Source organism: Sulfurimonas sp. NW7 (assembly GCF_051132265.1).
Taxonomy (GTDB): Bacteria; Campylobacterota; Campylobacteria; order Campylobacterales; family Sulfurimonadaceae; genus Sulfurimonas; species Sulfurimonas hydrogeniphila.
Window position 1 is genome coordinate 471,566 of sequence record NZ_CP093235.1, and the last position, 26,310, is coordinate 497,875.

Sequence of the window (26,310 nt, forward strand, 5' to 3'; positions counted from 1 at the left end):
GCATGTATAAGTAGTAAAACATGAACAAACTACTGGCTGAAGAGATGTACTATCTGATGGTTCTTGGACGTGCTTTTGAGTATGCGGCAAAAGAGAATTATATGCAAGGCAATATATCCGGATTTTTACATTTGGATATTGGACAGGAAGCTTTGAGTGTCGGTGCGGTAAAAGCCTTTGAAAAAGGCGATATTTTTTCAGGCTATCGTGAACACATTATGGCAATGAGCCGTGGACTTGAGCCTAAAGCTGTTATGGCGGAACTCTTTGGAAAAGTTACAGGGGTAAGCGGCGGCAAGGGCGGTTCTATGCACCTTTTTGAACCTGCGCATTTCTTTTACGGCGGGGATGCCATTGTCGGAGGACAGCTCCCTAATGCCGTAGGCTGTGCCTATGCAAGAGCTTTTTTGGAACAAGATGAGGGTGTGATGGCCATCTTCGGTGACGGAGCTACAAACGGCGGGGCTTTTTTTGAATCACTCAATATTGCCGCCACACACAAACTTCCCCTGCTTTTTTTGTGTGAAAACAACGAATATGCAATCGGAACAAATATTCAGCGAACGGCGCCGTTTCGCGAACAGGCAAAAAAAGCAGAACCCTATATGATGACCTATACCGTGGACGGAATGGACGTTGAAGCTGTGTATGAGGTAGTGAGTGAGGCAAAAAAACAGATAGAATCAGGACACGGTCCTGTTTTTGTAGAAGCCTTTACATGTAGATACGAAGGACACTCTGTCAGTGATGCAAACAGTTACAGAAGTGCGCAGGAGATGGCACACTGCAAGGCACGAGATCCGATACAGAGGTTTAAAAAAGCCTTACATGAAAAATGGCTCTGCACGAATGAAGAGATACAAAATATAGAAAAAAAAGCACACGAAGAAGTGGAAGATGCCGTGAAATATGCCGAAGAATCCCCTGAACCAGAGGCTGATGCTCTGTTTGAACATCTCTTTTACGAGGAGCGTGAAAATGTTGTATCGTGAAGCTTTAAACAAAGCACTTGATGAGGTGATGCAGGCAGATGATACGGTGGTAACACTGGGAGAAGATGTCGGACTTTACGGTGGCAGTTTTCGTGTGACGGAAGGACTGGTGGAAAAATACGGTGAGAAAAGAGTCATTGATACACCTATAGCGGAACTGAGTATTGTAGGGAATGCCGTGGGCATGGCTATAGGAGGTTTGCGACCTGTAGCAGAGATAATGACGGGCAATTTTTCTCTGCTTGCCTTTGATCAGATTATCAACCACATGGCAAAACTGCACTATATGAGCAACGGTAAAATCATATTGCCTATGGTGGTACGGTTTCCTCAGGGCGTGAGTCGTCAACTCGCAGCCCAGCACAGTGAAAGTTATGAGCAGATGCTCTGTGCGGTACCGGGACTAAGAGTGTTGAGTGTGAATGATGTCAATTATGCCTACCATGCACTCAAATATGCGATTTTGTCAGATGATCCTGTTGTGTTTATAGAGCATGAACTGCTGTATAACAAAAAGGGCGAGGTGGATTTTACACAAAAACTGAACCCTTTTCAGGCAAGAATAGCCAAAGAGGGCAGAGACATTACCATTGTGAGTTACCTGAAAATGGTTGATGATGTGATGCTGGCAGTCCCAGAGATAGAAAAAGAGCTTGGATGTTCCTGCGAAGTGATAGATTTATGCTCCTTGAACCCTGTAGATTATGAAACACTGAAAAAATCTATAGAAAAAACTTCCCGTTTTGTAATGGTTGAAGAGGATCACAAAACAGGAGGCTACGGAGGACAAATAGTTTCCTGGGCGGCAGAAGAGATGTTTTATGCCTTGGATGCTCCGCCTTTGCGCCTGGCAGGAAAAGATGTGCCAGTTCCCTATAACAGAACTTTGGAACTCTTGAGTATTCCTACACCGGAGTCTATTGCTCGTGATATAGTGGCATGGGGTAAGAAAAACGATGTATGAAATAGTGATGCCACAGCTCTCCGACTCAATGGACGAGGGCAAGCTTATCAGCTGGAAAGTCAAAGAGGGACAAAAGGTAGATGTGGGAGATGTGATTGCCGAGGTTGAGAGTGACAAAGCAATTATGGAGGTACAGAGCTTTAAAAGCGGGGTTGTTGCAGAAATAAATGCAAAAGAGGGGGATGTTGTTCCTGTTGGAAAAGTTATTGCCCGGATTCAAACCAGTGAAAGTAAGAATGAAAAAGTTGTAAAAACGCCAGGAACAACAGTTGTTGAGAAACCGGTGGCAAAACAGGCAGAACCAATCCCCAAAACACCTGTTGTCAAACATCTTCAAAAAAAAGAAACAGGCGGTATATCTCCAAAGGCAAGAGCCAAAGCGGCACAGTATGGTGTCGATATGCAGAGTGTTTTGCAAAAAACAGCCAAAGATGCCTTACATGTAAAGGATGTGGAGGCATATTTAAGAGAACATTATTTTACACCAAAAGCATTACAGCTGTTGGACAGGTACGGCTTGGATCTTGCAGGATTTACACTCAATCATAAAATAGACGAAGCAGAAGTGCAGGAGTTTATTGACAAAAATGAAACACCCCTGCCACAGCCTTTGAGTCAGATGCAAAAGGCGATTATTGCCAATGTGACGGCTTCTGCACAAAAGCCTGTGTACCGTTTGTATGAGCATATTGATGCAAAACTTTTTGTGGAGCATGATGCATACAGCATAACCGCCTGGCTGATAAAGATTTTTGCAAAAGTGATGATGCAATATGAAGCATTTCGTTCACGCCTGCAAAATGATTCGCTTGTTATAAGTCCCAATGCCTCTATTGCCGTTGCTGTGGCAGATAAGAAAAATCTTTACATGCCTGTTGTCAAAGATGCGAACAAATGCTCCATAGCAGAAATTTCGGCACAACTGCAAAGCTTTAAAACAAAGCTCAAAGCAAATTCTTTTACTGCAGCAGATATGCAGGGATCAAGCTTCGGTATTTCAAATCTTGGAATGCTGGGTGTAGAATCTTTTGATGCAATGATCAACAAAAATGACTCGGGTATCGCAGCGGTAGGAAGTTTGCAGGATGGGAAGATATCTCTCACCCTGAGTGCAGACCACAGAGTGATAAACGGCTATGAGGCAGCACTCTTTATGCAGGATGTCAAGAAAGAGGCACAAAATCCTCTTCAATTTAAGGACTGAAAGATGTATGACATAATTTTTATCGGTGGCGGATTGAACTATGCAGGAGCAATTGTTGCGGCAAAAAGCGGCAAAAAAGTGGCTTTGGTTGAAAAAGATATGCGTCAGCTTGGCGGTGTCTGTTTGCATAAGGGGTGTATTCCTTCAAAAATGTTTTTACATTATGCCAATGTTGTGTATGCGTCAAAAAGTGATATTTTAGAAGGACAAACAGCACTTTCAATGCAAAAGCTTTTTCAGAAAAAAACAGATTTGATAAACAATGCCTGGCAGGCAATTAAAAAACAGTGTGCGCATGTAGATTTAATAGAGGGCGAAGCCCGACTCAAAGAACCCCATAAGGTAGAAGTCAACGGTAAAATTCTTGAAGCAGAGCATATCGTCATGGGCACGGGCTCTTCGGCTTTTATTCCTGAAGGCATAGAGTATAATGCCAAGGATATTATCGTCAGTGATGAGGTACTGATGATGCAAAAGCTGCCGGAAAAAATTGCCATTTACGGTGTCGGGGCTATAGGTTTGGAAATGGCAGGTTTTTTCGCAACGGCAGGCACACAGGTAACACTTGTCAATCGCGACGACCAAATTTTAAAACACTCAAACCCGCTTATTCAAAAAGAGATAAAAAACCAGCTTGAAAAAATCGGTGTGAAAATTCTTGAGATGCATAAAATACAAACTGCAAAAAGTACAAAAAAAGGTGTGCATATCACTTTTGAAGACAAAAGCAGTATCTATATGCCTGTTTTGCTTGTTGCAGCCGGGCGCAGACCGAATGTTGATTTTCTTACATGTAAAGAGATAGAAGTTGAAAAAGGCATTGTCACAGACAGATTTTTTGAAACAACCCTGAAAAATCATTATGCCATAGGGGACTGTAACGCAAAACTTCAGCTCGCTCATGCTGCAAGAGCAGAGGTTTTAAATGTTGTAGAGCGCATTTTAGGGAACAATCCACGTCCTCTCAATCTGGACCATGTTGTCAAATTTATACACACCCTGCCTATGAGTTATGCTGTAGTCGGAAAAACTGACGGTTTAAAATCAAGCATTGTTCCTTTGAGTCATTTTCCCTACTCTGTATATAATCATGCTGCAAAAGGAGTGATGATTACATATGCGGATCAGGAAGGATTTATCCTTGGTGCCGAAATTCTGGCACCGAATGCAGAAGAACTTGTCGCCATCGCAGGTATGAGTTTGGCTGGTGAAATGGATGCGGCGCAGGCAAAACGGACGATTTTCGGGCATCCGACATTCAGTGAAGCTTTAGAGAGAACATTTTTTAAGTTATGATTGTCCATGACTGGGGTGAAATTGCATATGTTACAGCAAACAGACAGATGCACGCTTTACATGTAAAGGCACAGCAAGATGCACAAAATCACCTCATACTGTGTTCGCATCCTGCGGTTTTCACAGTGGGCAGTGATGAGCAAAGGCATTTCAATGTACCCACCGTGCAAAGCGACAGAGGGGGTTCCGTTACCTGTCACTCGAGGGGACAGAACATCTTTTATTTCTGTTTTCAGGTAAAACAGCCGGCGCGATTTTATAAAAAAGTTCTTGAGGCTTTCGAGAGTTTTTTTATGAAAAATCTGCCTGCAGTCAGATATGACAAAAACAAGCCCGGTTTTTATATACAAAATCGTAAAATCGCCTCTTTGGGTTTTCGCTACTCCAGAGGGGTTTCTTTGCATGGTGTTGCTTTGAATGTTGATGTGGATTTGGACTTTCATTCACTGGTTTCACCGTGTAACCTGGCAAATATTGTACCGACTTCTTTAAAAAATGAAGGCTTGATTCTCACGTCAGAAGAAGTAAACGAGCAGATGGTACATTTTATAGGAAAATATTTTGAAGATGCCGTTTAAACCAAAAGTCAAAGTGCCTGCTCCGGAGATTTTACAAAATATGCAGGATATTTTGGAAAAAAATATTTTGACAACAGTATGCGAAGCGGCAGCCTGCCCAAACAGAGCAGAGTGCTATGCGCGAAACAGTGCAACATTTATGATTTTAGGCGATACCTGCACAAGAGCCTGTGCTTTTTGCAACGTAAAAACAGGTCATGGCAGAGCTGTCGACATGAACGAACCGCAACGTCTGGCGAAGGCTGTCCAGGAGTTAGAGTTGCAGTATGTTGTGATTACATCGGTGGACAGAGATGATTTGAAAGATTATGGATCCGGGCATTTCGCACGCTGTGTCCAAGCGATAAAAGAGAAAAATCCAGAGATAAAAATAGAACTTTTAACGCCTGATTTTAAATACACTCAAGATGCCTTGCAGACAATTACAACAAGCGGTGCTGACAAACTGGCACACAACCAGGAAACTGTCAGACGATTAAGTAAAAGTATACATCCGCAGAGTGATTATGACCGTTCATTAAAAGTTTTGGAGTATTATGCCAGATATTCACCTTTACATGTAAAGTCCTCTTTGATGTGTGGGCTTGGTGAAACAAAAAAAGAGTTGCTGGTCACAATGCAGGAGTTGTTGGATGTCGGCGTGAGTGAATTGACACTCGGACAGTATCTGCAACCGACGCAAAAACATCATAAGGTAGCAAAATATTACCCACCGGAGTTTTTTGATGAAATGAAAGAGGAGGCTTTGTGTATAGGATTTCGTGCAGTAGCTTCAGGTATTTTGGTAAGAAGTTCTTATTTTGCAGAAAATTTGGGAGATGACTAATGAGCAAAGCAAGGTTGGTTTTAGTGCGTCACGGACAAAGTATATATAACCAAAAAAATGTTTTTACAGGATGGACAGATGTTGACTTAAGTCAGCAGGGCAGGGATGAGGCAAAAAAAGCCGGAAGAGTGTTAAAAAAGCATAATATTTACCCGGACATTTGTTTTACATCATGGCTGAAACGTGCCATTCATACAGCACAGATATTACTGCAGGAGCTGGAATGGGAGCATATAAATATGCTTAAAAGTTATAAACTCAATGAAAGACATTACGGAGACTGGCAGGGCAGAGATAAAGATACAGTCAAAAAAGAGTATGGAGAAGAAAAATTTCTGGCTGTTAGACGCGGGTATGACGTGCCGCCGCCACCTTTACATGTAAACGATAAAAGATGTGTATGGAATGATAAAAAATATGCGAATGTCAACAGAGCGCTTTTGCCTTTGTCAGAATCTTTACAGGATACAAAAAAGAGAGTGCTGCAATATTATAAAGAGCAGATTTTTTCGCAACTGCAGGAGAAAAAAACTGTGCTGATTTCGGCACACGGCAACTCTCTGCGTGCCTTGGTAATGGAACTTGAAAAGATGACTCCACAGGAGATAGTGCAATTTGAAATACCGACAGGCGAGATTATAATGTATGATTTTGACAGCGATATGAAGATACTGCAGAAAAATGTTTTGATAGGTTAAACCCGAATTATGTATAATTCGACACTTTAATAAAAAACTTTATGATAGGTAAGTTGGATATTTAGAGAAGGAAAAAAATGGAAAAACTAAAAGAATTTTTTGCATATGGCGAAAAAGTTCCCGGCTATGATGTACGGGTACTCAATGAGAGAGAAGCAAGAGCTGCCGCGGCAATTCTTTTTGTAGGTGCATTTATAGGGCTTACAAACGGAGTGATGCTTGGGACAGCAGTATTTTCTAAATACTTTGTGACGTTTTTTGCTATTGATTTTACACTCAGAGTGATTCAGCCACGATATGCTCCGAGTCTGTTATTGGGACGTTTTTTTGTAAGCAATCAGACACCGGAATATGTCGGAGCCGAACAAAAACGCTTTGCCTGGGCACTGGGCATGATAATAGCCTGGCCGATGTTTTATTATCTGGTGCTTGATTTTCAGCCAAATCCGCTAAAAGTTCTTGTGTGCCTTATCTGTATGGCACTGCTCTTTTTTGAAGCAGCTTTTTCCATTTGTCTGGGATGTAAAATTTTTAATCTGGTAAAAAAGAATAAGGCAACACACTGCCCTGGCGGAGTGTGTGAGATGAAAATTAAAGAGCCTATTCAGACATTTAATCCGGTGCAAAAAAGCATTCTGATTATCACTGTGATTGTAATGGCATACGGAGCCTATGCCTACATGACGAAACTCCCGGACAGAACAAATCTGACAAAAAAGATAAAAACAATGATGCTCAGTGATGAAGAACTGCAGAGAATTTAAGATGAAAAAGCCGATCAAGAATTTGAACAAGACGATTTTTAGGAATGAACTACTATTTTGCTCTTTTAACGCTTATGCTTGGTCTCGGCTTTGCATTGCTGAGTGCCTATGTGATTTACACATACTCCAAACAAAAAAAACTGCAAAAAATCTTAGAACAGCCAATACGTCAAGAATATATAGCAATACTCAAACGTATTGTGCTCTATAACAGACTCAAAGAGGAAGAGCAACAGCGCATACATAAATCTATTTTGATTTTTATCAACACAAAAGAGTTTACAGGTATCAATATTGATGTGAGTGATGAAATGAAAATAGTGATTGCTTTTCATGCCTGTTTATTGGTGTTGCATGTAGAGTTTACAGCCTGTTATGAAAATCTTTCGACAATTTTGATATATCCTTATACTATGGTTGCAAGGCAGGTGAGTGCCAACGGTGGTATATACACCAAAGGTGAATTTTTGCTTGAGGGACAGTCAGCAAGTGATACCGTTGTCATCTCCTGGCACGATGCAAAAAAAGATGCCTATCATCTCCATGAAAATAATGTGTTGCTGCATGAATTTGCCCATGAAATAGACTTTCTTGATGGCAGTGCAGACGGAACACCGCCATTGCCGTATACAAAATATCACGAGTGGGCAAAAGTGCTTTCAAGAGAGTTTAACAAACTCAGTGATGTTGCCCTGAAAAATCGTGACTGGGGGAAATACAAGCTTTTAGGTGCCTATGCCGCAACAAATGAGGCAGAATTCTTTGCCGTTGTTACGGAGCGTTATTTTGACAAGCCTGAAGCTTTGAAAAAACACTTTCCGGAACTCTTTGAAGAGTTTAACAGCTTTTATAAAGGGCAGCCCTAAAGTTTATCTGTAATTTTTTCTCATTAAGAATAAAAGTTTCAGAGTGTGCTATAATTCGTTCGATTTATGGGGCTGGACCCTGTACTTCAATAAGGAAAATCGATGACGAAAGAGTATATATTTACTTCAGAGTCTGTAACAGAAGGGCATCCTGACAAGATGGCAGATCAGATCAGTGATGCAATTCTGGATTATATTATTGAGCATGATACCAATGCACGTGTAGCGTGTGAAACACTGGTATCAAATGGTTTTTGTGTAATTGCAGGCGAACTGAAGACGACGGCGTATGCCCCAATGCAAGAGATTGCAAGAGAAGTGATCCGAGATATCGGGTATACCGATGCAACGTATGGTTTTGATCACAGGTCAGCTGCAGTATTAAACGGCATAGGAGAACAGTCTCCTGATATCAATCAGGGGGTTGATCAGGCCGGAGGAGAAACCGGAGCAGGCGATCAGGGGTTAATGTTTGGATATGCCTGTCGTGAGACAGATGTGCTGATGCCTTTGCCTATTCACCTCTCCCACCGTTTGACAGAACGCCTGGCAGAAGTAAGAAAAGAGGGAATTATTCCCTATCTGCGTCCTGACGGAAAGGCACAAGTCAGTGTAAAGTATGTAGACGAGAAGCCTGTTTCTGTAGAAACTGTTGTTATTTCCACACAGCACGCACCTGAAGTATCGCAAGAGCAGATCCACAAAGATGTTATAGCAGAAGTGATACGAAAAGTAATTCCTGCGGAGATGATGGATGAAAACACTGTTTTTCATATCAATCCGACAGGAAAATTTGTAATCGGCGGTCCTCAGGGAGATGCCGGACTTACAGGTCGTAAAATTATTGTTGATACCTATGGAGGCAGTTGTCCACATGGCGGTGGTGCATTTTCAGGAAAAGATCCGACAAAAGTTGACCGTTCAGCCGCATATGCAGCGCGCTGGGTTGCAAAAAATCTTGTAGCCGCAGGAGCTTGTGACAAGGTGACTATTCAGGTTGCCTATGCAATCGGTGTAGTACAGCCTGTCTCAATTATGGTTGACACGCACAATACCGGCATAGTGGCAGAAGAGAAAATCCAAAGCTGTATAAAAGAGCTTTTTGATCTTTCCCCTGCCGGAATAATCAAATCACTGGATTTATTAAAGCCAATTTATCGAAAAACGGCTGCTTACGGACATTTCGGCCGTGAAAATCTTGGTTTCAACTGGGAAAAAACAGACAGAGTTGATGCAATAAAAGAGTATTTAGGCATCTAATATAGTTTAAGTGTAACCTATAAACTACAGTTTTTAAACTAGCTGAGCGCTTTTAGCTGTATTTAAAAGTCTACAGTGTATAGTTGCATTTTAATAAAAACAAGGAGAATAAAATGTCAGTTGTAATTAATGATACATGTATTAACTGTGGAGCTTGTATAGATGAGTGTCCGGTAGAAGCAATCGTAGATGAGGATGATAATCCAACAGGTGAGGATATTTATTATGTGTATCCAGACAAATGTGTAGAGTGTGTTGGACATCATGATGAGCCTGCATGTGCTACTGCTTGTCCGACTGAGGGTTGTATAACATGGGATGTTGTTGGGCCAAGTCCACAGCACCGTGAAGATATCACTGAAGAACAGCGTTTAAACCACGAACCGGTAGTAGAATAGTTATAAGAGCACTTCTGTGCTCTCATAACACTCCTTTTAATTCATTTAAATCCATAAAATTTACATTTTAAACTAAAAACAATCTTTTTTTAGATACAATTCCATTCTAATTTTATATTTTCAGAGGAGATTTGATGGAACGTACACTATCAATAATCAAACCAGATGCAGTTGCAAAAGGTGTTATAGGCAAAATTTTAGATCGTTTTGAAAGCAATGGTCTTAGAATTGCAGCAACAAAAAAACTACAGCTTTCCCGTGCTGATGCTGAGGCATTTTATGCTGTTCATGCCGAGAGACCTTTTTTCAACGACTTAGTTGATTTTATGATCAGTGGACCGGTTGTTGTTTCAGTTTTAGAAGGTGAAAATGCTATGCAGAAAAACCGTGATTTAATGGGTGCTACAAACCCTAAAGAGGCTGAAGCAGGTACTATCCGTGCAGATTTCGCTGAAAATATCGATGCAAATGCAGTTCATGGAAGTGACTCGGTTGAAAATGCTGCGAATGAAATTGCATTCTTTTTTGCTGAGAGAGAAATTTCTTAAGTATATCCGATGAGGATTGTGCTTAGAAAAGTAACAAAAACTCCTTTAGACTTTGAAGTCACCTCGAATGAAATGACTTTTAAAGGTTTTTTGGAGTATCATAGTGCAAAATTGATTCTGCTTAAAGCAAGCATCAGTGGAACACTGGAAAAATCCTGTGATATATGTGCGCAGGATTTTAATCTTAAAGTTAGTGAAGAGGTCGAATTTTTCATTAATGACGGAATATACGAAGATGACAGCAGCACTCTTTTGGATGTTGTTGAGTCTTTGGACGGTAATGTGGATCTTGAAGAGATTTTACACTCAGAGATCGAACTTATCAAAAGTGATTACCATTCATGTGGAAATTGCTCTAAACCAGAAGAAATTGAGTTTTAAACTCTTGCCTCGTTTGAGGCAAAGCTTTAGTCGTCTCAACGGCGCAATTGAAAAATTAAATTAAGGAAAAAAGTTATGGCAGTACCTAAGAGAAGAGTCTCTCATTCCCGTTCAGCGAAGAGAAGAACTCATTATAAAATTTCTTTAGCCCGTCCGGTTAAAGATAAAGACGGAACTTATAGATTACCACACCACATTAACCCAACTACCGGTGAGTATAAGTAGTCAATGGTAAAAATTGCTATTGACGCAATGGGCGGGGACTTTGGTCCCGAGCCGATTGTAAACGGATGCATAAAAGCACTCAAAAAGAAAAGATTCACTCCGATACTTGTAGGAAATAAATCAGAAATTTTACCTCTGTTACCAAAACGTTATAGAGATAAGATTTTAATTGTCGAGTCTCAGGATATCATTGCAATGAGTGATGCTGCAACAGATGCAGTAAAACGCAAAGAGAGCAGTATCTATAAAGCTGTGGATTTAGTTAGAGACGGTCAGGCAGACGGTGTGGTTTCAGCCGGACACAGTGGTGCCACAATGACACTTGCCACTTTAAGACTTGGTCGCCTGCAGGGTGTTTCCCGTCCTGCACTTGTCACATTGATGCCAACAAAAACAGGGCGTCGTTCTGTTCTTTTGGATGTGGGGGCAAATGTAGATTCCAAACCTGAGCATTTGGCAGAATTTGCTGTTATGGGCGGTTGTTATGCAGAAGATGTTTTAGGTATAGCAGAGCCGAGTATCGGGCTTTTAGCCAATGGTGAAGAAGACTCCAAAGGGAACGAAGTCACAAAAGCAGCCTTCAAAATTTTAGAAGGTTACAAAGGCTTTAAAGGAAATGTCGAAGGCGGTGATATTTTTAACGGAAGCTGTGATGTTATTACATGTGACGGCTTTGTAGGAAATCTGGTCCTTAAAACAAGTGAAGGTGTTGCCTCTACAATCTCACAACTGATTAAAGACTATATAAAAAAATCTCCTATTCGCATTACCGGTGCACTGTTAATGAGAAAAGTTTTCAAACTTTTAAAAAAAGAGATAGATTATGCCGAAATAGGAGGAGCTCCTCTTATCGGTATAAAAGGCTGTGCAATTGTCAGTCATGGAAAAAGTAATGCCAGGGCAATTGAAAATGCAATTTATCAGGCTATTGATTATGTCGATACCGGCGTTAACAGACATATTATTGCAAGGCTTCAAGAGTTAAAACAAAAGGATATCTAAATGGCTTACGCTGCATTTCGCTCTATTGGTGCCTATGTGCCCGAAAAAATACTTACAAATGAAGAACTCTCTCATATGGTGGACACTTCAGATGAATGGATTACCAAAAGAACGGGAATTAAAGAGCGTCACATTGCTGCTAAAGATGAATTTACAAGTGATTTAGGTGCAAAAGCCGCGCAAAAAGCCTTAGAGCGAAGCGGTATAGAAAGCTCTGAGATAGATATGGTAATAACCGCTACAATTTCACCCGACTACTTTTGTATGCCATCAACCGCAACAGTCATTGCTACAAAACTGGGTATCAAAAATGCCACTGCTTTTGACATTTCTGCAGCGTGCACAGGCTTTATCTATGTTTTGGCAATAGCAAAAGCATTTATAGAATCAGGGATGAAAAAAAACATTTTAATCATCGGTGCGGAAAAACTCTCTGCTATTACAGATTACAGTGACCGCGGTACATGTATACTCTTTGGTGACGGTGCAGGGGCTGCTGTAATTTCTGCAACAGATGATAAAAGTGAAGCTATTATAGATGTACATACAGGTGCTGACGGTCAATATGCAGATTTGCTAATGACACCAAACGGCGGCAGCGGTTCTGCACATGATGCACTTGAAAGTGAAGCGGGAAGCTGTTTTATGCAGATGAAAGGCAATGAAACTTTTAAAGTAGCTGTGCGTACGCTGACAAAAGATGTTAAAGAAATTTTAGAAGAAAATAACATAAAAAGTGAAAATATCAAACATTTTATTCCGCATCAGGCAAATTTGAGAATTATCAAAGCTGTTGGCGAAGCTTTAAAAATGAGAGATGATCAGGTCGTAATCACTGTACAAAAGTATGGAAATACTTCAGGAGCTTCCATTCCGATGGCTATTAATGATCTGTATGAATCAGGGGAACTTGAGCCTGGTGAGCTGATGCTGCTTGACGCCTTTGGCGGAGGATTAACCTGGGGAAGCGCCCTTATCCCTTTTTCACCACTCAAGTAACATTTTTATCCAATTTCTGCGTTGGATAATAATGTCTTTTCGTCACTTACTATAGTAAGCTCCTCAAATATATTTATATCCGCCTTGAACTAGAATAAAAATGAGAACTTGAGAGGCGAAAAATATTTTTTTGCTTCTTAATTGCCAACTATTTCGGAACCCGTACTTTAGTGCGGGCGAGAGTGGCAGAAAAACGCCAATAGCCGGCACTAAAGTACCGGTTCCGATGATATTTTGTTAAAATGCTAAAGCACCGTTTCTAAAAGAGCACGTAGGCTAGGTTTTAACCCAGGCTGATTTGTTTTAAAGCTACAACAACTCTTTTATAAAACTCTGCTTCATCCGGCAGGTTTAAAACAGCATCTCTTAGCTTTTCACCCCACATCGGATTAGGAAAGCAGCTGTCATTTTCAAATCTTGCCATTACATGTAAATGGACGCGCGGAAGCATATTTGCAAATGATGCCATATTTATTTTGGAAGGTTTGTAATATTTTTTCATTTCATCTTCGATGATATCAAAGATTTCAAAGAGCTGCAGGCGCAGCTCTTTTGGCATGTCTCCAAGCTCTTTGTAAGGCTTTTTTGTGAAGATTTTGAGCCAGGGAATTTCACTCTCTTCTTTTTCTATAAAAAAATTTTCATCTTCATAAATGATGAGAGTGTCCATAAAAACTAGTCTCTGTTTCGGTTTCTGTTTGAAGAACTTCTGTTGCCTCTGTATCCGCCGCCGTCACGGTTTCTTTCGCCGCCAGAACGGTTTCTGTCTCCGCCCGAACGGTTACGGCTGTTTCCGCGGAATCCGCCACGGCCTCTGCCGCCTTTTCCTCGACTGTCATTGCGTTTTCCGGCACGTTCCAGGATAGCAGCGAGTTTGTCAGCAGGAATACCGATATTGCTCGGTCCTTTTATATCTTGTCTGTCCAGGATCATAGAGATGAGTTTGAACATGATTTTTTCTTCGTCTATATCTTCTTTGAGACGGTCAAGAATTTTATGTGCCTCATCATATATTTTTTGGTCTTCAATTGTTTTGACCATTTTTTCCACAGTAGATTCACGCAAATCATTTTTGCTTGGCACGAATGCATGATTCATTGAGGTACCGACTTTTTGTTTGATACGCTGCAGTTCTTTAAACTCCAAAGGTGTCAACAGTGTGATAGCCTTTCCTTTTGTTCCTGCACGTCCTGTTCTCCCGATACGGTGAACATAAGACTCAGGATCAAAAGGAATATGATAGTTGAATACATGAGAAATATTGCTTACATGTATACCGCGGGCAGCCACATCGGTTGCCACAAGGACTTTGACAGAGTCGTTTTTGAACCCTTTGATAACAGTCTCACGCTGACGCTGCTCCATGTCACCGTGCAGACCGTTCGCCAGATATCCTGCATTTGAAAGAACATTGCTTAATCTGTCAACTTCTGATTTTGTTCTACAAAAGACAACTGATTTTGTACTGTTTTCAGCATCCATAAGACGAATAATCGCATCATCTCTTTCGTGCTCATCAATGACATAATACTCCTGTTCGATATCGGCATTTGTTGTCTCCCCTTTTGTGATAGAGACAAAAGCAGGGTCTTTTAAAATCTTGTTTGCAAGATTTTTAATCGGCTGCGGCATAGTTGCCGAGAAAAGCAGAGTTTGTCTGTCTGTTGGAAGATAAGAGAAAATTTCAGTGATGTCATCCAAAAATCCCATGTCAAGCATCTCATCTGCCTCATCAAGTACAACGACACTCGGTGCAAAATTGTTGAGCATATTTCTTTTTAAGAGATCAAGCATTCTTCCGGGTGTTGCTACGACAACACTTGCACCGCGACCGATAAGGTCAAGTTGGCGCTTATAAGAGCTTCCCCCGTATACGGTAACTGTCTTTACATTCAGATTACGGCCATATTTGAATATTTCATCACTGACCTGTGTTGCGAGTTCCCGTGTTGGTGTGATGACAAGCATCTCCACTTTGCCGTTGAGTTTCATGTTTGAAAGAACCGGAAGTGAAAAAGCTGCTGTTTTTCCTGTACCCGTGTGTGCCTGTCCGACCATATCACGGCCTTCAAGTATGATAGGAATTGCCTGTTCCTGAATAGGAGAGGGGACTGTAAAGCCGGCGAATTTTACACTTTTAAGTATTTCGGGTTTTAGGTTTAACGAATCAAATGTGATTGTAGGTTCTTCTGTAGTTGTTGTTTGTGTTTCTTGTGCAGTTTCTTGCATCATTATCCTTTTTTAACAGGCTTTTGAAGCCTTTTTATACATAAGGAGATGACGCAAGTTCTACTAAAATTTCCACTTTAAGTCTATCAGGGCATCTTCCCCTTAAAATATTTATGGAATTATAGCTAAATTTTTTAATATTTACAGTAAAGTTGCAAATATTTTTAATTACTTAAGTTTATAATGCTACAAAAGAGCAGGTAAATTTTTTTGTAGTCTGGCCTGGAATGATAAAAGAGCGCTCGGAGTCGGCACTAAAGTACCGATTCCGAGAAGTTTCTCAGCAGTTTTTTGCTTAACTTAACGGCATTGAGACTTCAAGTCTGGGCAAAATCCAGTATAATACGCAAAAGAAAATTATAGAAGGTTTTATATGAATGAAAACATCTCTTTAGTCGTTATTGCTTTTTTGCTCCTCTCATTTTTACTGGTTTTATATTTTTATTTAAAAGAAAAAAACACGAACAAACGTTTACATGTAAAGGCAGAAGAGTTGCAAAGCAGTTATTTTACACTCAATGGTTCGTATGAACAGCTAAAAGAAGACTATAATGCGTTGGAGATTGAATATGCAGTTTTAAATGCGAGATACAATGATGAGATGAAAGCATCGGCTGAGAAATTGGAAGTTTTACAAAAAGCAAAAGAAGAACTTTCACAGGAATTTAAAATTTTGGCAAATAAAATATTTGAAGACAAGTCAAAACAGTTCAGCAGTGCAAACAAAGAGCAGCTGGAACTGCTTTTAAAACCGTTTCGCGAACAGATAACAAATTTTTCAAAAGAGGCAAGAGAACAGTTTGAAGTGGAACTCAAAGACCGCCATCTGCTCAAAGATGAATTGCATCGCCTGAAAATGATGAATGAAACACTGGCACAAGAAGCGCTCAACCTGACCAATGCCCTCAAAGGCGAGAACAAAACGCAGGGAAACTGGGGTGAACTGGTTTTGGAAAATATACTTGAACAGTCAGGTTTGCGCGAAGGTGTTGAGTATGAACTCCAAGCCACACTCAAATCAAACGAGGGCAAAACCTACAGACCCGATGTCATAATACATATGCCGCAAAACAGAGATATCATAGTGGATTCCAAGGTCTCACTGACTGCGTATGAACGGTTTGTCAATGCGGATGAGCCTGAAGAAAAAGCAAAAGCCTTAAAAGAGCATATTGCAAGTATCTCTTCACATATAAAAGAGCTGAGTGCAAAAAACTATGAAAAACTTGAAGGGGTCAATACGCTTGATTTTGTTCTGCTTTTTATGCCGATTGAGGGAGCTTTTTTACTGGCGCTCGAACAAGACGGAGAATTTTTCAAGCGTGCATATGAAAACAATATTTTAGTCGTATCTCCTTCTACGCTGCTTGTAACGCTCAGAACCATAGAGCACATCTGGCGAACGCAAAGACAGGAAGAGCATGCAAAAAAGATAGCCGCAGAAGCAGAAGCGATGTATGACAAACTTGTATTATTTGTTGAAGAGATGAAACACATAGGAGCCTACCTGCAAAAAACACAGGACTCTTATGACAAGGCGATGAACAGACTCAGCACGGGACGCGGCAATGTTATCAAAAGAGCGCAAAATATGAAAGCACTGGGATTAAAGCCGAAAAAAGAGTTGCCGCTCAAGAGTGAAGATGATGGAGACGATACATGAAAATAGAGACAAGGTACAATTATGAAAAGAGCTGGACGCTGACATCTGAGAAGGATATTTTAAAAATAATAGAAGAAGAAATAGGCAATGATGATGTAGAGGGTGTTTTTACTTATATAAAAGAGGCTGTGAAAAAGGGTAAGGTAATAAGTGTCGGTTCATGCAAATTTAAAATAACAGAGAAAAAGGGATAAAATGTTTCAAAATCAGGATATAGCAAAACTGCTGTTGCGAATAAGTTTGGGTGTGTTGATCCTGTTTCACGGAATTCACAAAGTCATACATGGTATAGGCGGTGTTAAAAGTCTGGTTGTCAGTGCGGGATTGCCTGAGTTTTTAGCCTATGGCGTTTACTTTGGGGAGTTGATAGCGCCAATTTTTATTATTTTAGGGCTCTATGCCAGAGTTGCAGCAACTGCCTTGGCTTTTAATATGTTTGCGGCAATCTATTTGGCATATGGATTTTCACTGACACTTTCAAAGTTTGGAGGTTTGTCCTGGGAGACACCGTTGCTTTATCTGATACTGTCTCTGCTTGTCATACTTCTTGGAAGCGGAAAATACGCTGTAAATTCCAAATAGAAAATGGAGATTTTAAAGCTTAAAGCCCGCACTGAAGTACGGGTTCCAAGGGTGCTTAAAATGTAAGTTTGACATGTCAGCTTATAAATTTTTTGCAGCATAGATTTCAGTCTGAATGCCATTAAACTAAGGAACTTTTCGGAACCCGTACTTCAGTGCGGGCTTGTTTCTTTAAAGCCTGATACTTAGGGATGTTTTACTTTTATAGTAGAATTCAAACTCCACCCGATAAGCAACATACAAACGATAACTCCGTATGCCGGTAGAATATTGTAAGTATTTAACAAATAGACAAGCCAAAGCAGAATTGCTCCAAGCGGCGTCGGCACACCCGTAAAATATTTATCAACCGCACCGGCGTCGGTATGCAAATTGAAATGGATAAGACGGCGCAGCCCTGATATCACATAGTAGATACTTGCAATTGCCGCAAAAATAAACCACAACCCATGCAAAGAAGGTGCATATGCGGCTTGAAATATCAAAAAGACAGGAACGAGAACAAAACTTAAAAAATCTGCAAAGCTGTCAAGCTGTACCCCAAACTCATTGGAGAGTTTATACTTTCTTGCAATTTTTCCGTCAAATATATCAAAAGCACCGCCAATCCATGCCAAAACTATCGCCAAAGTAAAATTGTTCTGTGTGATAAAATAGGTTGCAAGGAGTCCTGCTGTGATGTTGACAAAGGTAAACATATTTGCGAGATTAAAGTGAGAAGAGGGTGTCCATAAAAATTTCATATAAATAGCTGCCTTTGTAAAATATAAATGAAATTATAGCAAAATCATATTAAACAGAATAGAAAGATATGATAAATATTATCAATATCATTAAGCTTGCTGTAAGTAGAACTGAATTATTATTGCATATCAAAATCATAAATAGGAATTTTATGCTAAAAATTATTAGACTCAGTATATTATATTTTTCTTTTACAGCATTGCTGAGTGCTGCCGAACAAACATCAGTCAATGAGAAACGTCTTCACTCTGTAAGAAAAAATATAGACAAAGAGGCCTTGATGCAGGTAAAAAAAGTTTCTCCAACAAATAATATTGAACACATGTTTGAAGATGCCAGAGTCTCAGGTCAGCTTAGGATTATGTTTGCCGGATATGAGCAAAAAGAACAAAATGTGGCGAATAACTATGCGACTGCACTTGGCGGAAAGTTAAAGTATGAGTTGGCAGAACTGCAGGGTTTTAATGCGGGTGCGGCTGTTTACATATCACATGATTTAGGCTTTGCAACAGGTGAGGGGACTCGGCACAACAGTGAACTCTCTTCAAGTGACGGCAGTTATACGCAGTTTGCCGAAGCATATATAAATTATAAATATAAAGCATTTAACATAAGGGCAGGACGCCAGATTTTAGACACTCCACTGGCTGACAGTGATGATATCCGTATGATAAGTAATACTTTTGAAGCGTATGTTGCATCTTATTCGGATGGCGGGTTAGAGATGATGGCCGGAAATATTCAGTCATGGCAGGGAGTTGATGCCGGACTGGATACTCCATGGGAAAAAACGGGTAGCCGAGGGACAAATTTTGGCGGGCTAAGCTATCATAATGTATGGGAATTAAATCTTTGGGTTTATAATATTACAGATGTAACAAATGCATTTTACCTCGATGGAGGGATTCAGTACCATTTTAATGAGGATATGATCCTTCACTGTGTTTTGCAGTATTTAAATGAAAGAGAGTTGGCTTCAAGTGCTTATGACACTACGATTTATGGCGGGTTGTTTGAATTTGTAGTAAAGGGAATCAGTTTGAGTATTGCCTATGACAAATCTTTAAACGACCCTGCCACAGCAAGTTTTAGCGGATTTGGCGGAGGAACACTTTTTAGCAGTATGGATACACTCATATTGGATGATATTGCGGATGACAGGGATGCGCATGCTTTGGTATCCTCAATTGGTTATACAACAGAGATTTTTACTCTTTTGTATGCCTATGGTGATTTTAAAGGAAATGCAAACAGTTTGGGTGAGAAAGCACATATAACAGAACAAGATGTAAGTTTAGAGTATAATATAGATAATGAATTATTGTTTGCATGTGTATACAGTATGCAAAAAGATAAAGAAAACTCTGTAAATACAGACCATGACTGGAATCGTGTTCAGTTTATGCTTAATTATAATTTTTAAAAGAGACAAAGTGAATAAAATGAAAAAATTAATAGACTGTGAAAAAGGCGAAAAAGTAAAGGTTTTAAAGTTGGCGACAAATTATGATTTAAAACAAAGACTTATCTCCTTTGGCATTATGAAAGATACACAACTGCAGGTACTAGAGCATGCCCCGCGAAAAAAAACAATAGAAGTAAAAGTAGGAAAAATGCGAATTGCCTTACGTGCCGAAGAAGCAGAACTTATTGAGGTTGAAACAATATGAATGAAGAAACAAAAGTATGCCCGATTATTGCCAATCATATTAAAGTAGCACTGGTGGGACAGCCGAATGTCGGTAAAAGTATGCTGATTAACTCTGTCTCCAATGCTCACTTGCATGTAGGAAACTTTTCCGGTGTGACAGTGGATAAAACAGAGGTGTTGTTTGATTATAAACATTATCATTTTACTGTTGTTGATTTGCCCGGAACCTATGCATTTACGGACTATACAATAGAAGAGAGAGTCACAAGAGATTATCTTTGCGCGGAAGACTATGATATTATTATCAATGTTGTAGACTCTACAAATCTGGAAAAAAATCTCCAACTCACAGCAGAACTTTTTACGATGAGTAAAAAGATGGTCATTGCCCTGAACATGAGTGACGAAGCGGATAAAGAGGGCATAGAGATAAATGCCGAGTATATGTCCGAACTGCTCAATGTCCCCTGTGTAAAAGTTTCAGCAGCACAAAAAACAGGGATAGAAGAGTTGATAAACATGGTTGTTGATGTGCATGAAAAGCCCAAACTTGAACCGAAGCTTGTATTTAGCGAACCGGTTGAAGAAGAGATACAAAAGATAGTCTCTTATCTGAAAAAGCACAAATATGAAGCAAAAAACAGTTATAGAAATATTGCAATCAATCTTTTAAAGGAAAACAGAAAAACCTATGAAAAACTGCATGATGATCCGATTTGGATAGAGTTGCAGCCTCTTTTGATAGAAGCGTCCAAACACATAGAACTGCACCATGATACAGATGACATCAAGGAAGCTTTTGCCGAAGAATATGCCTCTTTTAACCGAGGTATTGTTGCTGAAGTCGTGAAAGTAACAAAACAGGAAAAAGAAAAAAAGACAATTACGGAAAAGATCGATTCTGTTTTGATTCATCCTTTATACGGTATTCCTATATTTTTGTTTTTAATGTGGGGGCTTTTTCAGCTTACCTTTGTCCTGGGTGCAGTACCTATGGAGTGGATTGACGGATTTTTTGGTTGGTTTGGAGATGCCATCGGTGCAACAATCACTAATGAGGATATACGTTCTTTGGTTGTTGACGGGCTTATTGCGGGAGTGGGAGCGGTTGTGCTTTTTACACCGAATATCATTATCCTCTTTATAGGGATAGCCTTGCTTGAGAGTACCGGTTACATGTCGCGGGTTGCTTTTTTGCTCGATGGATTTTTCCATAAATTTGGTTTGCACGGACAGAGTTTTATTCCTTTGGTAACCGGTTTTGGATGTTCCATTCCTGCTTATATGAGTGCGAGAATCCTCAAAAATGACAGAGACAGACTGCTCACACTTTTTATCATCAGTTTTATGTCCTGTGGGGCAAGGCTGCCTGTGTATGTGCTTTTTGCCGGAGCATTTTTCAGTGAATCAATTGCAGGTAATGTTCTTTTTGCTATCTATATTACAGGTGCAATGCTCGGGCTGATTGCTGCCAAAATTTTAAAAATTACGGCTTTTAAAGGGGTAGATGAACCTTTTGTTATGGAGATGCCAAAGTACCGTTTGCCATCCTTCAAGCTTGTATGGCATACGGTAGTTTCAAAAACACTGATGTATCTGAAAAAAGCGGGGACTTTTATTGCCGGAGCTACCATACTTATCTGGTTTTTAAGTAATTATCCACACAATACGGAGTTAGAAAAAAAATATGAAGTAAAAATAGAACAGGCACAAACAGCAGAGGCAAAAGCAAAACTGACAAACGAATTTGCAAGTAAAAATTTACAACAGAGCTATTTGGGACGAATCGGTGCATTTTCCGAGCCGCTTTTTCGTCCGCTTGGACTGGATTGGAAAATGGCGGTGGCACTTGAAACCGGCTTGGCGGCAAAAGAGGTCATTGTTTCAACACTGGGTGTATTGTATGCACTTGGTGAAAATGTCGATGAGACAACCTATTCGCTAAAAGATGCCATCAGCAAAAACATCTCTTTTGCATCAGCTGTGGCGTTTATCGTAATAATCATGGTATATCTTCCGTGTTTTGCCGCTTCTGTTGTATTTACCCGTGAAGCAGGTGGCTTGAAGTATTTCTTTTATCTGTTGGCATTTACGAGTATTACGGCATATATTCTTGCATTTTTGGCATATCATATAACACTCTTACTGGGTTATTAACCCATTATTAGATTAGATTGGTTAAAATAAATTATGCAAAAAATATTAATGATTGAAGATGACTTGGAACTGGCAGAGATACTTACAGAGTATCTCGAACAATTTGAGTTTGAGGTTGTCACTGAAGACGACCCTTTTAAAGCAGTAAGTATATTAAAGTTAGAGCCTTTTGACTTGGTTATACTGGACTTGACATTGCCGGGTATGGACGGGCTGGAAGTTTGTGAAGCAATTCGTGAACGCCAGGATATTCCTATAATCATTTCAAGTGCGAGAAGTGATGTGACAGACAAGATAAAAGCACTGGAACTCGGTGCGGATGATTACTTGCCAAAACCGTATGACCCGAGAGAACTTGAGGCAAGGATTCACTCAGTACTGCGTCGTTATGAAGCAAAAAGTGAAGAAAAAGCAGAATCAAAAAGTGATTTCAAATGCGATAAAGAGACGATGACCATTACCTATAAAGGTCGCAAGATTGAGTTGACAAATGCAGAATTTGGAATATTGTCTTATATGATAAGCAAACAGGGTCTGGTTGTGTCTCGTGAAGATTTGATTCATAATGTCAATGCCATTAATGAAGACTCATCCAACAAAAGTATAGATGTAATGGTCGGACGCATCAGAAACAAGCTCGGAGACAAATCCCTCATAGAGTCTGTCCGTGGTGTAGGATACAAGCTCCTCAAATGATCAAACGTCATGCTGTTTTATTTACGGTACTTTTTGCACTTGTTGTCTCTTTGACAAGTCTGAGTGCAATCTTTTGGGAGTTTTACAAACTTAACAAAGAACAGTATATAAACCACATTTTTACAAAATACTCAGTAATCACCCAAATATACCGTGAACATCAGCAGCGCCAGAGTTCAGAGATTATGCTTGAGGCAAATCTGGCTGTGTATAATCTTGAAGTCACCAAAGATGAAAAACTGAAAAAAGAGATATTTGAAAAAGGAAAAGTTCTCAAAAGAGAGGGATTTAAAAGTTTTAAAACCTCCTTGCTTATCAATGACAAAGGGTTATATACGAAAAATATCGTAACAAATCTCAGAGCGACTATGATTCAGTATAAAAGAAATATATACTTTCATATAGAAACACCAAGTGGTGATATCCTGATCAAAGACAACGATTTAAAACCTTATAGCTATATTAATCTGCTCTATTCCTATATTACAATATTTATGATTATCAGTCTCTCTTTTATTCTGATACTTCAAAGACTGCGTCCTTTAATCAGATTGAGAAAAAAGATTGAATTGTACGGTAACGGAAATATGGACATTTCTTTTAAAACAAACCGTGAAGATGAAATCGGTGCAGTTGCCAATGAACTTGAAAATGCACGACAGAAAATAAATACTGTGTTGGAATCCCGTACACTCTTTTTAAGAAATTTGATGCATGAGTTGAAAACGCCTATAGCCAAAGGGACTATCGCCACACAGATGCTTGATTCGCAAAAACAAAAAGACAGATTCAGCTCTATTTTTAAACGCCTGGAGACACTTGTAACTGAATTTGCAATGATAGAAGAGGTGACAAGTCTGAGCGATAAAAAAGATTTTTCCGAGTACAGGCTGCTTGATGTAATTGATGGAGCTATAGATATGGCTATGGTTGACAAAGAACATGTCACAGTAAAAATCAGCGGAAAAATAAAAGTACATGTAAACTACAGACTTTATACGACAGCTATTAAAAATATGATTGACAATGCAATGAAATATGCTACCGATTCGCATATTACAATTCGTATGAATGACAAAAACGAACTTTGTTTTGAAAGCAAAGGCGCATGCCTTTCGCATCCTCTACAGTATTACATAGAGCCTTTTACAAAAGACAACCCATCGAAAAACAGCTTTGGATTAGGACTGTATCTTGTTGACTCTATCCTTAAAGCACATGGGCAGGTTTTGGCGCATGAGTATGAAAACGGAGTCAACCGTTTTATATTTGCATAAGTTTAAAAATGTAAACTAATGCAATGAATAGATACATGTACAGCTTCATATTACTTGTTTTTGCACTCTCTTTTTTTGCATTTGGCTGGGTGAGCCATACTGCCTATGTGCCCTATGAAAAAGAGCAGGAGCAAACACTGCTTGATACAATTCGCGAAAACAAAACTTTAAACGTTGTTCTGCTCAATGCTCCTTCGACCTACTATATTGGTCCGGATGGTCCACAGGGTTTTGAATATGATTTGTTACAGTCATATGCAGAACATTTGGGAGTGGATTTAAACATTACAACAGCACATACTGTCAAAGAAGCGATAGCACTCTCCAAAAATTCAAATATTCATATCACATCTGCATCTTTGTCAAAAACACCACACAGAGAAAAAAAATTTCACTTTGGACCTTCGTATTTTGAAGTCGAAGAGCAGGTAATTTGTAACAGAGGAATGTTGCGCGGATCAAATTTTCCAAGAAATGTGGAGGAGTTGGCAGGATTAAATATTATGGTAGGTGCTGATACGAGTTACAGCGAAACGATAAAATCACTGCAGGCAGACGGATATGAAATAAATGCAACGACAACTTCAGAATACTCAACAGAAGAGTTACTTGAAAAAGTTGCCAAACATGAGATAGACTGCACAATAGCGGATTCAAATATTTATGCACTTAATTTGCGGTATTTTCCTGAAATAGCACTTGCTTTTTCCATCAGTAAAAGAGAACAGTTGGCATGGCTGCTCCCAAAAAATGCAAAAGAGCTAGAAGCTGATATGTATGCCTGGCTCAATGATTATAACCAAAAAGGCAAGATGACACAGCTTAAAGACCACTATTACAGCTATATTCTTTTCTTTGATTATTATAATACAAAAATGTTTTACAAAAGAATGAAAAGCAGACTGCCAAAGTATGAAAAATATTTTAAGTATGCTGCAAAAAGATTTGACATTCCGTGGACACTGTTGGCATCTGTTTCGTATCAAGAATCACACTGGAATGCAAAAGCCAAAAGTTTTACAGGTGTTCGCGGGTTGATGATGCTGACACAACGTACAGCAAAGATGTTAGGTGTGAAAAACAGATTGAATCCGAAAGAGAGTGTAATTGGCGGAACACGGCATTTAAAACAGATGATAAAATTTGTTCCCAAAGAAGTAGAAGGGGAGAACAGACTAAAATTTGCCCTGGCTGCTTACAATATAGGTATGGGACATATAAAAGATGCGCAAAAGCTTGCAAAAAAACTGGGACTTAATCCAAATGTCTGGAGTGATTTGAAAATAGTACTGCCTCTGCTCTCGCAAAAAAAGTATTACAGAACTTTAAAATACGGATATGCAAGAGGGGCAGAGCCTGTCAAATATGTTGAGTCCATCTATAACTATAAAGATATTTTAGATAAACAAAACAAGGTGTTGAAAACTGATCTAGTGACTTCCAAGCTCCCCTAAAAATGTTTCCATATCATACTTTGTTCTGTATTCCGGAGTCATGATGTGAATAAGTATATCGCCCAAATCAACAACAATCCAGTCACCGCTTTCATCTACATTGTTAAAATGTTCGGCAGGTTTGAGTTCATTTTTTAAATGGTCCAAAAGGGCAGTGGTGTGTTTTTGTCCAAGAGAAGAGGCTATAACCGCATAATCAACGAAATAGTTTTTGTCACGAAGATCAAAAACCTCTATGGATTCCGCTTTGTTTTTATCGAGTGTATCTACTATGTTTTGTATTCTGTCTTGCATTGTGTTCCTTGTAATATTGTGTTATTTCGTCTCTGACTTTTTTTGGTATTTTTGAACTGTCAAAATTTTCTCTTAAGCCTGATGAAGATATATCTTCATTTATATCAAGTTGCATGAAATTTTTCGGTATGTTTACAGCATCTCTTGTGACGACTATAAAAGTTACCAGTTTTTTCAGTTCATCATAAGCATACCATTGATGCAGTGAAGCTAAATTATCCGCACCTATAACCAGATAGACTTTGTCATAACTTTTCAGCAAATTTTTGACGGTTGTAATCGTCGGCACTTTTCTTTTCAACTTCACTTCAAAGGCACTGACTTCCACATCTTCGTAAGAAGCAAAAATATCTTTGAGCCATCGGAGTCGTAATTCAGCCGGAGCTGTAAAAGTTTTTTTAAACGGATTTAAAAAAGTAGGCATTACAACTACTTTGTCAATAAAGTCCAGTTTGCCCAAAGCCTTGACTATTGCCTCATGTGCGATGTGTGGAGGGTCAAATGAGCCTCCGTAAAGTGCTATCGTTTTCATTTAATGCGAATTATAACTAATTTTGGATAA

General features: G+C 39.5%; 30 protein-coding genes. 25 read left to right on the forward strand and 5 right to left on the reverse strand.

The window, feature by feature from the left end; all coding sequences use genetic code 11:
• The first annotated feature begins 20 nt into the window (after window positions 1-20).
• The 16 genes from MLC35_RS02540 (at window position 21) to MLC35_RS02615 (ending at window position 13,001) form a co-directional block, all read left to right on the forward strand.
• Window positions 21-992, forward strand: coding sequence for a thiamine pyrophosphate-dependent dehydrogenase E1 component subunit alpha (locus MLC35_RS02540; protein WP_346389363.1), 972 nt, complete (start codon window positions 21-23; stop codon window positions 990-992).
• Window positions 979-1,956 (forward strand): alpha-ketoacid dehydrogenase subunit beta, encoded by a 978-nt coding sequence (locus tag MLC35_RS02545; RefSeq protein WP_434581148.1) that lies wholly within the window; start codon window positions 979-981, stop codon window positions 1,954-1,956. Before MLC35_RS02540 ends, MLC35_RS02545 begins: the two co-directional genes overlap by 14 nt.
• A complete protein-coding gene (locus MLC35_RS02550; protein ID WP_434637674.1) occupies window positions 1,949-3,160 on the forward strand; it encodes a dihydrolipoamide acetyltransferase family protein in 1,212 nt (403 codons plus the stop codon). Before MLC35_RS02545 ends, MLC35_RS02550 begins: the two co-directional genes overlap by 8 nt.
• A gap of 3 nt (window positions 3,161-3,163) precedes the next feature.
• Window positions 3,164-4,456: a dihydrolipoyl dehydrogenase family protein gene (locus MLC35_RS02555; protein WP_434637676.1), complete on the forward strand. Its 1,293-nt coding sequence runs from the start codon at window positions 3,164-3,166 to the stop codon at window positions 4,454-4,456.
• On the forward strand, window positions 4,453-5,034 hold the full coding sequence (gene lipB / locus MLC35_RS02560; RefSeq protein ID WP_418641050.1) for a lipoyl(octanoyl) transferase LipB: 582 nt from the start codon (window positions 4,453-4,455) through the stop codon (window positions 5,032-5,034). The genes MLC35_RS02555 and lipB overlap by 4 nt, the downstream gene beginning before the upstream one ends.
• Window positions 5,024-5,860 (forward strand): lipoyl synthase, encoded by an 837-nt coding sequence (gene lipA / locus MLC35_RS02565; RefSeq protein WP_434637678.1) that lies wholly within the window; start codon window positions 5,024-5,026, stop codon window positions 5,858-5,860. The genes lipB and lipA overlap by 11 nt, the downstream gene beginning before the upstream one ends.
• Window positions 5,860-6,558 (forward strand): 2,3-bisphosphoglycerate-dependent phosphoglycerate mutase, encoded by a 699-nt coding sequence (locus MLC35_RS02570; RefSeq protein WP_346389367.1) that lies wholly within the window; start codon window positions 5,860-5,862, stop codon window positions 6,556-6,558. Before lipA ends, MLC35_RS02570 begins: the two co-directional genes overlap by 1 nt.
• A gap of 77 nt (window positions 6,559-6,635) precedes the next feature.
• Window positions 6,636-7,322 carry a DUF4395 domain-containing protein gene (locus MLC35_RS02575; RefSeq protein ID WP_434637680.1) on the forward strand — a complete coding sequence of 229 codons (687 nt, stop codon included), beginning with the start codon at window positions 6,636-6,638 and terminating at the stop codon, window positions 7,320-7,322.
• Window positions 7,323-7,366: 44 nt separating this feature from the next.
• Window positions 7,367-8,188: a zinc-dependent peptidase gene (locus tag MLC35_RS02580; RefSeq protein WP_434637682.1), complete on the forward strand. Its 822-nt coding sequence runs from the start codon at window positions 7,367-7,369 to the stop codon at window positions 8,186-8,188.
• A gap of 102 nt (window positions 8,189-8,290) precedes the next feature.
• Complete coding sequence (metK, locus tag MLC35_RS02585) at window positions 8,291-9,448, forward strand: methionine adenosyltransferase (protein ID WP_151900981.1); 1,158 nt, start codon at window positions 8,291-8,293, stop codon at window positions 9,446-9,448.
• Window positions 9,449-9,561: 113 nt separating this feature from the next.
• Window positions 9,562-9,846, forward strand: coding sequence for a 4Fe-4S dicluster domain-containing protein (locus tag MLC35_RS02590; protein WP_151900980.1), 285 nt, complete (start codon window positions 9,562-9,564; stop codon window positions 9,844-9,846).
• A gap of 134 nt (window positions 9,847-9,980) precedes the next feature.
• The gene (ndk, locus tag MLC35_RS02595; protein ID WP_151900979.1) at window positions 9,981-10,394 is read left to right on the forward strand and encodes a nucleoside-diphosphate kinase; all 414 of its coding nucleotides are present in this window, start codon (window positions 9,981-9,983) and stop codon (window positions 10,392-10,394) included.
• A 9-nt stretch (window positions 10,395-10,403) separates the two neighbouring features.
• On the forward strand, window positions 10,404-10,775 hold the full coding sequence (locus MLC35_RS02600) for a hypothetical protein (RefSeq protein WP_346389370.1): 372 nt from the start codon (window positions 10,404-10,406) through the stop codon (window positions 10,773-10,775).
• Window positions 10,776-10,850: 75 nt separating this feature from the next.
• Window positions 10,851-11,000, forward strand: coding sequence for a 50S ribosomal protein L32 (rpmF, locus tag MLC35_RS02605; protein WP_013326319.1), 150 nt, complete (start codon window positions 10,851-10,853; stop codon window positions 10,998-11,000).
• 3 nt (window positions 11,001-11,003) lie between these two features.
• Window positions 11,004-12,002, forward strand: a complete 999-nt coding sequence (plsX, locus tag MLC35_RS02610) for a phosphate acyltransferase PlsX (protein ID WP_151900977.1) — start codon at window positions 11,004-11,006, stop codon at window positions 12,000-12,002.
• Window positions 12,003-13,001, forward strand: a complete 999-nt coding sequence (locus tag MLC35_RS02615) for a beta-ketoacyl-ACP synthase III (protein WP_151900976.1) — start codon at window positions 12,003-12,005, stop codon at window positions 12,999-13,001.
• A 283-nt stretch (window positions 13,002-13,284) separates the two neighbouring features.
• Here MLC35_RS02615 and MLC35_RS02620 read toward each other — a convergent pair whose 3' ends face one another.
• Both MLC35_RS02620 and MLC35_RS02625 read right to left on the reverse strand, forming a co-directional pair.
• A complete protein-coding gene (locus MLC35_RS02620; protein WP_151900974.1) occupies window positions 13,285-13,671 on the reverse strand; it encodes an HIT family protein in 387 nt (128 codons plus the stop codon).
• A gap of 5 nt (window positions 13,672-13,676) precedes the next feature.
• A complete protein-coding gene (locus MLC35_RS02625; RefSeq protein WP_151900973.1) occupies window positions 13,677-15,230 on the reverse strand; it encodes a DEAD/DEAH box helicase in 1,554 nt (517 codons plus the stop codon).
• A gap of 373 nt (window positions 15,231-15,603) precedes the next feature.
• On the opposite strand from MLC35_RS02625, the gene MLC35_RS02630 reads away from it, so the two are divergent.
• Genes MLC35_RS02630 through MLC35_RS02640 form a run of 3 tightly spaced genes read left to right on the forward strand, consistent with a single transcriptional unit; the run spans window position 15,604 to window position 17,475 of the window.
• Window positions 15,604-16,893, forward strand: a complete 1,290-nt coding sequence (locus MLC35_RS02630; protein WP_434637685.1) for a DNA recombination protein RmuC — start codon at window positions 15,604-15,606, stop codon at window positions 16,891-16,893.
• Window positions 16,890-17,087, forward strand: coding sequence for a hypothetical protein (locus MLC35_RS02635; RefSeq protein ID WP_434581167.1), 198 nt, complete (start codon window positions 16,890-16,892; stop codon window positions 17,085-17,087). The genes MLC35_RS02630 and MLC35_RS02635 overlap by 4 nt, the downstream gene beginning before the upstream one ends.
• Before the next feature lies 1 nt (window position 17,088).
• Complete coding sequence (locus MLC35_RS02640; RefSeq protein ID WP_434581169.1) at window positions 17,089-17,475, forward strand: DoxX family protein; 387 nt, start codon at window positions 17,089-17,091, stop codon at window positions 17,473-17,475.
• A gap of 185 nt (window positions 17,476-17,660) precedes the next feature.
• Here MLC35_RS02640 and MLC35_RS02645 read toward each other — a convergent pair whose 3' ends face one another.
• On the reverse strand, window positions 17,661-18,218 hold the full coding sequence (locus tag MLC35_RS02645) for a CDP-alcohol phosphatidyltransferase family protein (protein ID WP_434637687.1): 558 nt from the start codon (window positions 18,216-18,218) through the stop codon (window positions 17,661-17,663).
• A gap of 152 nt (window positions 18,219-18,370) precedes the next feature.
• Here MLC35_RS02645 and MLC35_RS02650 point away from each other — a divergent pair, with 152 nt between their 5' ends.
• Genes MLC35_RS02650 through mltF form a run of 6 tightly spaced genes read left to right on the forward strand, consistent with a single transcriptional unit; the run spans window position 18,371 to window position 25,454 of the window.
• Window positions 18,371-19,642, forward strand: a complete 1,272-nt coding sequence (locus MLC35_RS02650; protein ID WP_434637689.1) for an OprD family outer membrane porin — start codon at window positions 18,371-18,373, stop codon at window positions 19,640-19,642.
• A gap of 19 nt (window positions 19,643-19,661) precedes the next feature.
• Complete coding sequence (locus tag MLC35_RS02655) at window positions 19,662-19,889, forward strand: FeoA family protein (RefSeq protein WP_151900967.1); 228 nt, start codon at window positions 19,662-19,664, stop codon at window positions 19,887-19,889.
• Window positions 19,886-22,027: a ferrous iron transport protein B gene (gene feoB, locus MLC35_RS02660; protein WP_434637691.1), complete on the forward strand. Its 2,142-nt coding sequence runs from the start codon at window positions 19,886-19,888 to the stop codon at window positions 22,025-22,027. Before MLC35_RS02655 ends, feoB begins: the two co-directional genes overlap by 4 nt.
• Window positions 22,028-22,060: 33 nt before the next feature.
• On the forward strand, window positions 22,061-22,723 hold the full coding sequence (locus tag MLC35_RS02665; protein ID WP_151900965.1) for a response regulator transcription factor: 663 nt from the start codon (window positions 22,061-22,063) through the stop codon (window positions 22,721-22,723).
• The gene (locus MLC35_RS02670; protein ID WP_188109982.1) at window positions 22,720-24,000 is read left to right on the forward strand and encodes an ArsS family sensor histidine kinase; all 1,281 of its coding nucleotides are present in this window, start codon (window positions 22,720-22,722) and stop codon (window positions 23,998-24,000) included. Before MLC35_RS02665 ends, MLC35_RS02670 begins: the two co-directional genes overlap by 4 nt.
• A 35-nt stretch (window positions 24,001-24,035) precedes the next feature.
• On the forward strand, window positions 24,036-25,454 hold the full coding sequence (mltF, locus tag MLC35_RS02675) for a membrane-bound lytic murein transglycosylase MltF (RefSeq protein WP_434637693.1): 1,419 nt from the start codon (window positions 24,036-24,038) through the stop codon (window positions 25,452-25,454).
• On the opposite strand, the gene rsfS is transcribed toward mltF, so the two are convergent.
• Window positions 25,431-25,748 carry a ribosome silencing factor gene (gene rsfS, locus MLC35_RS02680; RefSeq protein ID WP_434637695.1) on the reverse strand — a complete coding sequence of 106 codons (318 nt, stop codon included), beginning with the start codon at window positions 25,746-25,748 and terminating at the stop codon, window positions 25,431-25,433. The genes mltF and rsfS overlap by 24 nt on opposite strands.
• Window positions 25,708-26,280, reverse strand: coding sequence for a nicotinate (nicotinamide) nucleotide adenylyltransferase (nadD, locus tag MLC35_RS02685; protein ID WP_434637697.1), 573 nt, complete (start codon window positions 26,278-26,280; stop codon window positions 25,708-25,710). The genes rsfS and nadD overlap by 41 nt, the downstream gene beginning before the upstream one ends.
• Window positions 26,281-26,310: the final 30 nt, after the last annotated feature.